Annotated in this window: 8 protein-coding genes; all 8 read left to right on the top strand. The window is 43.7% G+C overall.

The window, feature by feature from the left end; genetic code table 11:
- The 8 genes from MKO06_RS01080 to bglX all read left to right on the top strand — a co-directional run bounded on the left by MKO06_RS01080 (window position 1) and on the right by bglX (window position 13,375).
- Window positions 1-1,584 carry a RagB/SusD family nutrient uptake outer membrane protein gene (locus MKO06_RS01080; RefSeq protein WP_341849937.1) on the top strand — a complete coding sequence of 528 codons (1,584 nt, stop codon included), beginning with the start codon at window positions 1-3 and terminating at the stop codon, window positions 1,582-1,584.
- A gap of 6 nt (window positions 1,585-1,590) precedes the next feature.
- Complete coding sequence (locus MKO06_RS01075) at window positions 1,591-3,318, top strand: LamG-like jellyroll fold domain-containing protein (protein WP_241550489.1); 1,728 nt, start codon at window positions 1,591-1,593, stop codon at window positions 3,316-3,318.
- A gap of 230 nt (window positions 3,319-3,548) precedes the next feature.
- Window positions 3,549-4,886 (top strand): glucoamylase family protein, encoded by a 1,338-nt coding sequence (locus tag MKO06_RS01070; RefSeq protein ID WP_241550488.1) that lies wholly within the window; start codon window positions 3,549-3,551, stop codon window positions 4,884-4,886.
- Window position 4,887: 1 nt separating this feature from the next.
- On the top strand, window positions 4,888-7,038 hold the full coding sequence (locus tag MKO06_RS01065) for a glucoamylase family protein (RefSeq protein WP_241550487.1): 2,151 nt from the start codon (window positions 4,888-4,890) through the stop codon (window positions 7,036-7,038).
- A 30-nt stretch (window positions 7,039-7,068) separates the two neighbouring features.
- Window positions 7,069-8,448 (top strand): glucoamylase family protein, encoded by a 1,380-nt coding sequence (locus MKO06_RS01060; protein ID WP_241550486.1) that lies wholly within the window; start codon window positions 7,069-7,071, stop codon window positions 8,446-8,448.
- The gene (locus MKO06_RS01055; protein ID WP_241550485.1) at window positions 8,438-9,241 is read left to right on the top strand and encodes a carboxylesterase family protein; all 804 of its coding nucleotides are present in this window, start codon (window positions 8,438-8,440) and stop codon (window positions 9,239-9,241) included. The genes MKO06_RS01060 and MKO06_RS01055 overlap by 11 nt, the downstream gene beginning before the upstream one ends.
- Before the next feature lie 23 nt (window positions 9,242-9,264).
- A complete protein-coding gene (locus MKO06_RS01050; RefSeq protein WP_241550484.1) occupies window positions 9,265-11,070 on the top strand; it encodes a family 43 glycosylhydrolase in 1,806 nt (601 codons plus the stop codon).
- 31 nt (window positions 11,071-11,101) lie between these two features.
- Entirely contained in the window at window positions 11,102-13,375 is a 2,274-nt protein-coding gene (bglX, locus tag MKO06_RS01045) for a beta-glucosidase BglX (protein WP_241550483.1), read from the top strand.
- Window positions 13,376-13,397: the final 22 nt, after the last annotated feature.

The raw sequence follows: 13,397 nt of genomic DNA, 5'->3' as shown, positions 1-13,397 counted from the left end.
ATGATGAAAAGATTTAAGAATTTAATTTTCCTGAGTGCATTCGCAGTTGCTGTGCTTGGCATGATGAACTCCTGTCACGACAAACTGGACACTCGTGAAGGTCAGCTTAATACAGGTGACCTGGATTATACCAATACAGAGGACATGATTGGTCCTCTAATTGGAGCATACTATGAATTCTATACAAGAGGGTGGGAAGAACCATTGCTCCTGGGAGTTCGTGGAGATGATGTGAATGCCGGTGGTCTTGGAGACCAACAGCCATTCGCTGATACCGATAGATTCAATTACTCAAAGGATTACTGGATGTACAATTCTCTTTGGAATGTACATTACAATGACATTATCAATATGAATACTGCGATCCTGCAGATCAATAATTACCAGGAATTCGCTGAAGGTGATAATATTGCACGAGCTGAGCAATACAAATCTGAGATCATGGTTCTAAGAGCCTGGTTCCATTTGAACCTGGCCAGAACCTGGGAGGATGTATTTATAATCACTTCCAACCAGCCGGAAGAAGAGATCGAAGCTGGTGTTTCTTCAAAAGAAGAGATCATGAACTGGATCATCGAACAAATGGATATGGCTATTCCAAATTTGCCAGATGCTAGACCAAATCAAAGAACCGATGTTCCTGGGGGTGTGACGCAATATACAGCCTATGCCCTTAAAGCAATGGCATACCAGGAATTACAAAATTATCAGGGTGTGGCAGAGGCAACAGGACAAATTATCACTAATGGAGGTTTTTCACTTTATCAGGATTTTTACCAGCTTTTCAAAAAGCCGGGTGAACTGAGTGATGAAAGTATTCTTGAGATGCAATATTCAGATTATGGTAGCGAGACCGGAGATGATGCCTTTTATCATCTTTATGCACCTTTCGGACCACAAAACTGGACCCCTGCAAGAGAAAATGCTAGCAGTGGATGGGGCTTCTATGAGCCTAGTATGAAGTGGATCGAATTTATGATCGATCGTGGAGAAGAAGTGCGCCTTGAAACTTCAGTGCTTTTCACTAACAGGGGAATAGCCGAATTGGAAGCAAATGGTGTGGATGTTCCAGATAATTTTGATAATACTACTCCTTCAGGAGATATTATAAACGATTATGCAAGAGCTTATTTTGCCAGCGGTAAACACTATCTGCCGTCTATTCAATTAACAGATCAGAGAAACCAGTATGGCGCCGGGAAAAATATGTTGGTGATCAGGTATTCTGAAATTCTTCTGATGTATGCTGAAGCTCTCGCACGTGGTGCTAGTGGAACAGGCATGAGTGCCGACCAGGCTGTAAACATGGTCAGGGAAAGAGCCGGGCTTAATCCTATCAGTGGGGTAACGGTTGAAGATGTACTGGATGAGAAGTTTGCCGAACTGGCAATGGAATGGGGAATTCGTTACTACGATATGATCAGGTTGGATAATTATTCTGAATTAAGTTACGACGGAAGAACCTTCTCTGCTGCAGATGAATTTCTGCCTTATCCACAGGCGCAGGTAGATGCCCTTCCACTAAATGCAACTTCAGTAAATACCGATACTGCGCTTAACGAAGCATTACTAAATTTAAATTAATAACAAATGAAGCATTTAAATATAAAAATCTTAGGACTGCTCTCCTTCATTCTTTTTTTCACCTCTTGTGAATATGACGGAATAGATCCTATCACTCCGGTTGAGCCGGGTGAAGATGCAGCGAGTCCCGTAGTTACCATAAATTCTCCTGTAGAAGGGGCGACAATTAATGTTTTGGAAGAAGTTTCTTCCATTAACATAAACTTTGAAGTGGTAGATGATATCGAGGTTGCTGAAATCCAGGTTATGGTAGATGGAAATATGATCGCCAGGATGGATGAATTTCTTGATTATCGTATCGTAAAAGATCAGGTTACCTTTGATAATGTAACTAATGGTGAGCATACTGTTACAGTTTCGGCGACCGACCTTGATGGGAATACTACCACCAAAACGGTTAATTTCAGTAAAGAGCCTCCATATACACCCAAGTTCCCTGAGCTAGGTGAAGCTTTATATATGCCTTTTGATGGGGCTTATATAGATCTTATGACCCTAACTGAGGCCGATGTTGTAGGAGAGCCAGGTTTTACTGGAGAATCATATCTGGGTTCTGCCGCCTATAAAGGAGCAAGTGAATCCTACCTTGAATTACCATTTACTGGTCTTGGTACCAGTTTCACCGCTACTTTCTGGTATAAAGTAAGTGGAGATCCTAACAGGGCTGGTATCCTGGTTGCCGGCGATGATGCTGACGACAGGTTCCAGGGCTTCCGTTTATTCAGAGAAGGCTCTGCTACCGAGCAAACATTAAAACTAAATGTGGGAACCGGTAACGGCGAGAGCTGGAACAATGGTGGTGTTTTAAATGTTGAAGAAGGTGATTGGGTGCATGTGGCTTTTACAGTGACTGAAACTGAATCTGTTCTTTATTTCAATGGAGTTCCGGTGAATACTGGAACCCTGGCCGCGCCTATCGATTGGTCTGGAGTTGAAGATCTAACTATCGGTCACGGTGGTGAAACTTTCAGCTATTGGAACCATCTTTATGATAGCAGTGCAATTGATGAACTCAGATTCTTTGACCAGGCACTTTCAGGTGAAGAAATACAGAACCTGATAAATGCTTCAGCTGAAACGCTATATATGGCTTTTGATGGAGATTATAAAGACCTTGCTTCCAATCGTGAGGTTACGGTGGTAGGAGATCCTGGATTTGCAGGTGAAGCCGTTGAAGGCTCTAATGCCTATGAAGGTGCTGAAGGAGCTTATCTAACAGTGCCATCTGCAGGATTAACTTCCGAGTCATTTAGCGCAACCATGTGGTATAACCTAAATGCCGATCCAAACAGGGCCGGAATAATTGTAATAGGACCAGAGGATACTGAAAATGCAGGATATCCCGATACCCAAAACAAGCGTACTTCCGGATTCAGGTTTTTCCGTGAGAACGGTGCTGAAGGCCACCAGAGATTCAAATTGAATGTTGGTACAGGTGAAGGAGAAACATGGGTTGATGGAGGTGCAGCAGCCGATGTTCCTAACGATGCAGGATGGGTTCATCTGGCTTTCACCATTTCACCATCCTCGGCCATTGTTTATATTAATGGTGAGGTGGCTAAGGAATCTGAAATTCCAGGTATAGACTGGACAGGTACCAGTATAGTGTCTATCATGTCTGGTGCTCCAAGGTTCACCGCCTGGGGTCATTTATCAGATAGAAGCTTACTGGATGAGCTAAAGTTCTATAACAAAGCTCTCTCTCAGGAAGAGATCCAGGCTATGATGCAATAGTATTTATAAGGAACTCCGAAGTTCTAAAAACTTCGGAGTTTTCTTTTTAAATGTCGAAGCGCTCATAGGAAAAATGAATACAGGCAGATATTAAATCGGCCTTTAAATTACCTTTTAATTACCAATGAACTTAAACCGGATTTTGCTCTGGTAGCTATTTTATTGCCTTTATCCTGCTTATAGCGAATTGCTAAAGGGAATGATCAGTATAGAAAATATGAATTTGTTTCATGCGTAGATATCTTTATTTCATAAGTATAATCCTGTTCTTTTCATGTTCAGATGATAACGGACCCGGATACCAGGAACCATATGTGCCCGATCCAGATGATGACGGGGGATCTCAGGTGCCTCAAATAAGCGATGAAGAACTACTTCTGGACCTGGTGCAGGAGCAAACTTTCAAATACTTCTGGGATTTTGCTGAACCCAATAGTGGTTTAGCCAGGGAACGTTCCCAGGACGATGCCTATGGCGGGCAGGGAGCTGATATTGTTACTACCGGTGGAAGCGGATTCGGGATTGCATCTTTCCCGGCTGCTGTTGAAAGAGGTTGGATCACCAGGGACGCTGCTCTCACGCGTCTGGATAAAATTCTAGATTTCCTGGAAGAAGTACCTAAGTACCATGGCGCCTTTTCTCACTGGTACCTCGGAAGTACGGCTCAAACCAGGGCATTCAGTAACCTGGATGATGGTGGAGATCTTGTTGAAACGGCTTTTTTATTAGAGGGGCTTCTTATTTGCAGGGCTTATTTTGAAGATGAAACAATCGATGCAAGGATAACCGAATTATGGGAAAATGTAGAATGGGACTGGTATACTCAGGGCGAAAATGTGCTCTACTGGCACTGGTCTCCTAATTATGATTTCCAGATAGGTTTGCCAATAAGGGGCTGGAACGAGGCCTTGATGGTTTATGTGCTGGCAGCCTCTTCACCAACTCATCCCGTTTCCAGGGAGGTTTATACTCAGGGTTGGGCATCTAATGGGAACATAGTTAACAACAGGTCTCATTATGGTTATAATCTACCACTTGGACCTTCATTTGGAGGCCCGCTTTTCTTTAGTCATTATTCTTTTATTGGTTTGGACCCTCGTAACCTGCAGGATGAATATGCCAATTACTGGGATCAAAATACCGCCCACGCAATGATCAATTATGAATATTGCGTTCAAAATCCTAAAAACTTTGAAGGCTACGGAATGGATTCCTGGGGCCTCACTGCCTCAGACAATATGAATGGATATGCGGCCCATAGCCCTACCAATGACCTGGGAGTGATTACTCCCACGGCCGCATTATCCTCATTTCCGTATACTCCCGAAGAATCGATGCAGGCTCTTCGTCATTTTTATGAAGACCTCAATGAGGACCTTTGGGGAGAATACGGTTTTTATGATGCATTTTCTGAAGAGAATAACTGGTTCGCAGATGGATACCTGGCAATAGACCAGGGGCCAATCGTTGCCATGATCGAGAATTACCGCAGTCAGCTGCTCTGGAATCTTTTTATGAGCGATGAGGAGGTTCAGGCAGGTCTTGATAAACTCGGATTTACCTATTGAAATGAAATTAAAAATCCTATTCATATTAATCTTACCATTTTCGATCCTCGCCCAGGAACCAGAATACCATAAGGTCTTTTTTGAGAATAGTCTCATGGAGAAAAGCTGGTATCACAGTGAAGTTGATTATAACTCACCTTCCTTTGTGCTGAATATCGAAAAAAGGCTGCCGGTAAATAATACGGAAGCTTTTACACCTGGTAATAGTCTTTCCCTTGTCTATGATTCGGCTGCGGAAGGGGACTGGACAGTAGATCTGAAATTCCCCGAATGGAGAGGAAAAGATCATTTTAAAAAAGCAGATCAACTCGGTTTCTGGATTTTAGTTAAATCGGAAACAAAACCTACCGATCTTCCTGAAATTGGCATTAAGCGAAACAACTCAATTTCTAAAAATTTGAAATTATCAGGCCATATCCAGGAAATCAAAAGAGGTGAGTGGATGCAGGTGCGTATTCCACTGGCAAATTTCGGAGTGGATGTTTCTGGTGTCGATCGAATATCCGGGATAGAATTCTCCCAGTCTTCAGGAAGTTCAGGAAATCATGAGATACTTATCGATCAGGTTGAACTTTCAGATTCAGGAGCAATGAATACCAGCCCTGAAAAAGTTGAGATTCGATCAGCTGAAGGCTTTGAAAGACATGTAGACCTTGTTTGGGAAAACCTTGATCCTGAAAAAGTGAGATATGTAAAGATTTACCGGTCTCAGGACGGATCAGGTTATAAAGCGATAGGAGTTCAGAATACGCAGCACTTTTCAAAATATACCGATTTTACCGGAGAGGCAGATCAGCAATATTCCTATAAAATAAGTGCTGTAGGTCATGATTACTCGGAATCTGAACTTTCAGCTCCCGTTACAGCCGCCACCAGGTCGATGAGCGATGAGGAGTTATTGACCATGGTTCAGGAAGCTTCTTTTAATTATTACTGGGATGGCGCCGAAAAGCAAAGCGGCCTTGCCCTGGAAAACATTCCCGGCAGAAAGAATATGGTCGCTTCAGGAGCTTCAGGATTTGGCCTAATGGCCCTTATTACAGGTGCTGAACGAAATTTTATTTCCAGGGATCAGTTCGTGGAAAGAATGGAAAAGATCGTCACTTTCCTGGAAAAGGCCGAACGTTTTCATGGTGCCTATTCTCATTTTATAGATGGTCCAACCGGCCAGGTAGAACCTTTCTTCGGAAATAAGGATAATGGTGCAGATCTGGTGGAAACCTCTTTTTTAATGCAGGGGCTGCTCACCGTGAGGCAATACCTTTCCGAAGAGAAGCCTTCCGAAAATAAGCTTCGCGAAAGAATAACTAAAATCTGGGAAGGAGTAGAGTGGGACTGGTTCGTACAGGAGAATAGCAGTGATTATCTTACCTGGCATTGGTCGCCAGACCAGCAGTGGGTGATAGATCATCAGCTTATTGGCTGGAATGAGACCATGATCACCTATTTCCTCGCGATAGCATCTCCAGGCCATAGTGTTGGGGCTCAAATGTATTATTCCGGCTGGGCAAGCCAGGAGAAAAAGGCACAGGATTACCGTTCTAATTGGGGTGAAGGCCCTGCTGGTTCAATGTACACTAATGAAAACACCTATTTTGGAATTCCGTTGAAAGTTGGGGTGGGCGTAGGCGGACCTTTATTCTTCACTCATTATTCTTATTTAGGCCTGGATCCGCATAAGATGGAAGATACTTACGTGAATTATTTTGAAAATAATAAGGATATTGTATTGATCAATTATCGCTATAGCCTCGAGAATCCGGGTGGCTATGAAGGCTACGGAAAGAATAGCTGGGGGCTTACCGCCAGTGACGGACCAGAAGGTTACAAAGCCCGGGAAGCAAAACCTTCCCAGGATGACGGAACCATTGCTCCAACCGGTGCGATCGCTTCCTATCCCTATACTCCTGAAAAGTCTTTGGAGGCCCTGAAACATTTTTACAGGAATTATGGCAGTTTCCTATGGGGAGAATATGGCTTCCGGGATGCATTTAATTTAACCGAAGACTGGACAACGCCAATTTATATGGGACTCAACCAGGCACCCATGACGGTAATGATCGAAAATCATCGAACTGGCCTTTTGTGGGAGCTATTTATGCAGAACGAAGAGGTTCAGCAGGCTTTGAATGAAATTAAGAATCAGAAATAACACCATAAAGTATAAAACGAACAACCTAGCATGTTAAAGCGATATTTAATAATAACAGTTTTCGGAGGCTTATTGTTTACCTCCTGTAAAAACACTGACAAGGAAAAGGAAAACCTGGCTGTTGCCGAAACCGACCAGCAACAGCAGCTTTCAGATGAAGCCTTGCTGGATACAGTTCAGAAACAAACCCTTAAGTATTTCTGGGATTACGCCGAGCCAAATAGCGGACTCGCCCGTGAGCGTTTTCATCCCGATGGAAATTATCCAAAAAATGATTCAAATGTGGTGACCACCGGAGGAACCGGATTTGGCCTGATGGGAATCGTTGCCGGGATCGAAAGAGGTTTTATTCCCCGAGATTCTGCTGTGGCGAGATTGAACAAAATTGCCGGTTTTCTTGAGAAGGCCCCAAGACATCATGGTGCCTGGGCTCACTGGCTGAATGGAGAAACAGGCGATACCCAGTCTTTCAGTGAAAAGGATGATGGAGGTGATATCGTGGAAACATCTTTTCTCGCCCAGGGATTTCTGGTAGTTCGTGAATACCTGAAAAATGGTTCTGAAGAAGAGCAAAAGGTAGCTCAAAAGTATGACGAATTGTGGAAAGGAATTGAATGGGACTGGTATACGAATAACCGGGACGGGCTTCTCTGGCACTGGTCTCCGAAATATGAATTCGAAAAGAACTTTTTGATCGAGGGATATAATGAATGTTTGATCACTTACGTGATGGCTGCTTCTTCACCCGATCATGCCATAGACCCCGCGGCCTATCACGAAGGCTGGGCACGAAGCGGGAATATCACCACAGATGTTGAAGCCTATGGGATGCCGCTAATCTTAAAGCATAATACCCGTGGAGACAAAGGAGGACCGCTTTTCTGGGCACATTATTCATACCTGGGACTGAACCCAAAAGGACTTTCAGATAAATATGCTAATTACTGGGATTTGAACGTGAATCACAGTTTGATCAATTATGAATACTGCCAGGAAAATCCCAAGAATTTCGAGACCTATGGTCCGAATTCATGGGGATTAACTGCCAGCTATACCCGGAAAGAAGATGGAGGGATTGGTTATACCGCGCATTCTCCTGATAATGATAAAGGAGTGGTTTCTCCAACCGCGGCTATCAGTTCCATACCATACACGCCGGAACATTCAATGGATGCCATGCGTTATTTCTTTACAGATCTTAATGACCTTCTTTGGGGACCTGCTGGTTTTTACGATGCTTACAGCCTCGAAGGTGAGAAATGGGTTGCGCCGCAATATTTAGCGATAGACCAGGGCCCAATGGTGGTGATGATCGAGAATTACAGGTCTGGGTTGATCTGGGACCTGTTCATGCAGGCTCCGGAAGTACAGAACGGACTCAAAAAATTAGGCTTTAGCTATGAAAAATAGATTGAAATACTTGATGATCATGTTCGGTTCCGTGCTGCTGATGTTCCCAATGGTACTATCGGCCCAGGCACGCGAAGAGTTTAAAAAGGAACATTTTATAGAAGGCAGGGATACCCTGAATTACCGGATTCTGTATCCTAAGGATTTTTCAGAAGATAAAGAATACCCGGTGGTACTTGTGCTTCATGGCGCCGGTGAACGGGGAAATGATAACGAAGCCCAGCTGGTGCATGGATCAGATCTTTTCTTAAAGGATGAAATCAGAAATGAATTTCCGGCTTTTGTGATATTTCCGCAGGCTCCAAAAGAAGATTACTGGGCCAAAGTAGAGGTAAAACGTGATACCATGCCGTTTCAGTTCGATTTTAAGAATGAGGAGGAACCTACTCGTTCGCTGGACCTGGTTATGCAAATGATGGATTCATTTCTGGATAAGAAATTTGTCAAAAAAGACCAGGTTTATGTTGGCGGACTCTCCATGGGCGGAATGGGTACTTACGAGATCATTTATAAAAAGCCTCAAATGTTCGCGGCCGCCTTTGCCATTTGTGGTGGTGCCAATCCGGGTATCGCATCTGAATATCGATACGGATTTCCAATCTGGATCTTTCACGGCGAAAAAGATGATATAGTCCCGCCTCATTTATCCAAGACTATGGCAAGGGAGATCAATCATCATGGAGGTAACGCAAAATTATCACTCTACCCTGAAGATAATCACAACAGCTGGGATTCGGCTTTTGCTGAACCAAATTTATTGCCCTGGCTGTTCGCACAAAAAAATTCTGATTAATGAACTTGTTCGGTTTACAAAATATGAAAAGAATCAAGTCGCTGCTTTTTACGGCGGTTATGTTAGCCAGTCTTAGCTCGTACGCGCAGGAGGTGGTGCCTAAAACCTATATCAATCCGCTGGATATAGATTATACCTACATGGTATATAATTCAGCCAATAATATTTCCTATCGTTCGGGGGCAGATCCCGCCGTAATTGAGTATCGTGGTGAATATTTTATGTTCGTAACCCGTTCTTTTGGTTACTGGCATTCTAAAGACCTGGTGAACTGGGAATTCATCAAGCCGAAACAATGGTTTTTTGAAGGCTCTAACGCACCAACTGCCTTTAACTATAAAGACTCTCTGGTGTATTTTGCGGGCGATCCTGCGGGATATGGAAGCATTCTGTATACCGACGATCCTAAAAAAGGAGAATGGACGCCTACGGCCTCTATTACCAACAACATCCAGGATTCTGAACTTTTCATAGATGACGATGGAAAAACCTATTTGTACTGGGGTTCCTCGAATGTGCATCCGCTTAAGGTGAAAATGCTGGATAAAGACGACAGGTTCATTGAAACCGGGGTTCAGAAAGAATTGATCAACCTGGTGGAAGAAGAACATGGCTGGGAACGTTTTGGTGAAAATAATTATCACCCAACTTTGAAGGAAGGTTATATGGAAGGTGCGTCCATGACCAAGCATGACGGGAAATACTATTTGCAATATGCGGCTCCCGGAACCCAGTTCAATGTATATGCCGATGCAGCCTATATTGGAGAGACTCCCCTGGGGCCTTTCAAATACATGAAGAACAATCCCTACAGTTTCAAGCCGGGAGGCTTTACCAACGGAGCCGGTCATGGCATCACGGTAAAACAAACCAACGGCCAATACTGGCATTTCGCGACCATGGCACTGGCATCGAACTCTCACTGGGAGAGACGTCTTTGTATGTTTCCAACTTATTTTGACGAGGAAGGCCTGATGTATACCAATACGAGTTATGGAGATTATCCGCTATATGCGCCAGATCATCCAACAAAAGCCGGAGAGCATACAGGCTGGATGTTGCTTTCCTATAAAGGAAAAGCTACGGTCTCGTCTTCAATGAAGCAGATAAGTAAAAGTACTTCCACAGATGGCCAATTCGATATTACTGAAATGCCATTGAAAAAAAATTCAGAAGGAGCGATCATTTCTGAAGTTCTTACCGATGAAAGTCCAAAATCTTTCTGGGTTGCTGAAGCCAATAATGATGATCAGTGGGTGGAAATTGAAATGCTGAATCCTGGAAATATCTATGCTTTTCAACTGAATTTTCATGATGAGGAATCAGGAATTTATACCAGAACTGAAGGGCTTCGACATCGCTTTACTCTGGAAGTCTCCAATGACGGTGAAAACTGGAAAGTGGTGGAAGACAGGAGCAACAGTTATGAAGATTCGCCAAATGCCTATATCGTTTTGAATCAGCCGGTGGAGGCCAGGTATGTGCGTTATAATAACCTGAAGGTTCCGGGCAATAACCTGGCATTATCCGAAATTAGAGTGTTTGGAAAAGGTCTTGGCAAAAAGCCTGCTAAGGTAAAAGACTTTCAAGTAAGGCGACAGAAAGATCGCAGAGATGCCACCTTCGAATGGGAACCGGTTAAAGGCGCCCAGGGATATAATATTCGCTGGGGAATCGCGCCTGATAAGTTATACCAATCATGGCTTATTTATGACAAGAACGAACACCTCATGAGAAACCTGGATTGTGATACTAAGTATTACTTTAGCATTGAAGCATTTAATGAAAACGGCATTTCTGAAAGAACAGAGATCCAGGAAGTAAAATAAAACCAATTACCAATTTTAAAGAATATAGAAAATGAGAAATTTTAAGCTATCAGTTGCTCTCTTCCTTTTTGCAGGGCTTTCCTATCTGCAGGCTCAGGAACGCATTCCTGAGGTGGAGGAATTGCTGGGAAAAATGACGCTGGAAGAGAAGATAGGCCAGTTAAACCTGTTAACGCCGGGAGGTGGGATCGCTACAGGTTCGGTGGTTAGTGAAGATGTGGAAACCAAGATCAAGGCTGGAAATGTTGGAGGGGTCTTCGGGGTTTCGAGTCCGGCGAAAGTAAGACAGGCCCAGGAACTGGCGGTAAAGAATTCACGTTTGGGGATTCCGCTTCTAATCGGATCAGACATTATTCACGGTTATAAAACCACGTATCCTATTCCGTTGGGGCTTTCTTCAAGCTGGGATATGGATTTGATCAAAAGCGGAGCCATGATGGCCGCAAAAGAAGCTACGGCAGATGGGATCAACTGGAACTTTTCACCGATGGTGGATATCGCCCGTGATCCGCGCTGGGGACGTATAGCTGAAGGTGCGGGTGAAGATCCGTATTTGGGTTCACAGATCGCCAAGGCTATGGTAGAGGGTTATCAGCAGGATGATCTTGCTGCGCCTAATACGATGATGGCGACTGTTAAGCATATGGCGCTTTACGGAGCTCCGGAAGCTGGAAGGGATTATAATTCGGTTGATATGAGCAGGCTTAAAATGTTCAACGAATATTTGCCGCCTTATAAAGCTGCGGTTGATGCTGGTGTGGGAAGTGTGATGACTTCTTTCAATGATATTGACGGAATTCCTGCTTCAGGAAACAAATGGCTGCTTACCGATCTTCTAAGAGAAAGATGGGGCTTTGATGGTTTTGTAGTTTCCGATTATACTTCGGTTAACGAAATGATTGCCCACGGAATGGGAGATCTCCAGGCTGTTTCGGCAATGGCGATCAATGCCGGGCTGGATATGGATATGGTAGGGGAAGGCTTTCTTACTACTCTGAAAAAATCGGTTGAAGAAGGAAAAGTTTCCGAAGAGCAGATCACCAAAGCGGCTAGAAGGATTCTTGAAGCCAAGCATAAAATTGGACTTTTGAACGATCCATACCTTTACTCAGATGAAACCAGGCCTGAAAAGGATATTTTAACCGAAGAGAACCGTGCCCTGGCTCGAAAAGCGGCTACTCGTTCCTTTGTTTTGCTTAAAAAACATAAGAATACACTTCCGTTAGCCAAAAATGCGAAGATCGCTTTGATCGGTCCGCTGGCTAATAATAAGAATAATATGCTGGGAACCTGGGCACCAACCGGGAATCCACAGCTTTCCGTACCAATCCTGGAAGGAATGAAAAATGTAGCTCCAAATGCAACCATTGAATATGCTAAAGGGGCTAATATTACTAATGATACCAGCTTTGCCAAAAAAGTAAATGTTTTTGGCGAGCGTGTTCAGATCTCTGATGAGTCTCCTGAAACCCTACTGAAGGAGGCTCTGGATCTGGCTAATAATTCTGATGTGATCGTGGCTGTGGTTGGTGAAGCTACCGAAATGAGCGGGGAAGCTGCCAGCCGTACCGATATCACGATTCCTGACAGTCAGAAAAAACTGATCCGGGAACTGGCAAATACCGGGAAACCTGTTGTGCTGGCTTTGATGAGCGGTAGACCACTGGATATTTCTGAAGAAATGAATTTACCGGTAAGTATACTTCAGATCTGGCATCCTGGTGTGGAAGCCGGAAACGCGGTGGCCGATGTGCTTTTCGGAGATTATAATCCTTCCGGAAAATTAACCAATAGCTGGCCAAGAAGCGTGGGGCAGATCCCAATTCATTACAGAATGAAAACAACTGGAAGACCTGGTCCTGAAAGTGGGGAATTTCAGAAGTTCAAGACCAATTACCTGGACTCTCCTAATTCACCTTTATTGCCATTTGGTTACGGTTTGAGTTACACAACTTTTGAATACAGCGATGTGAAAGCCAGTTCTTCCAGCCTGAATGCCAACGGTTCTATTGAACTGAGCGCTACGGTGACCAATACAGGAAATTATGATGGGGAAGAGGTAGTTCAGCTCTATGTCCATGACAAAGTGAGAACGGTAACTCCTCCAGGTAAGGAATTGAAAGGTTTCCAGAAGATCGCACTTAAAAAGGGTGAATCAAAAACGGTGACTTTTACCATCACTCCTGAGGATCTAAAATTCTATAATTCGCAGATCGAATACGTATTTGAACCGGGAGAATTCGATTTCTTTATCTCAGGAAGTTCTGATGCCGATTTTGCCGGAAGCTTTACTCTTAATGAATAAATCCTTTTAGTTTTTTAGTTAG

The sequence above is a fragment of the Christiangramia oceanisediminis genome (assembly GCF_022570735.2).
Lineage (GTDB): Bacteria > Bacteroidota > Bacteroidia > Flavobacteriales > Flavobacteriaceae > Christiangramia > Christiangramia oceanisediminis.
Note: the sequence above shows the minus strand (reverse complement) of the source record. Positions and strands in the feature narration are given on the sequence as shown.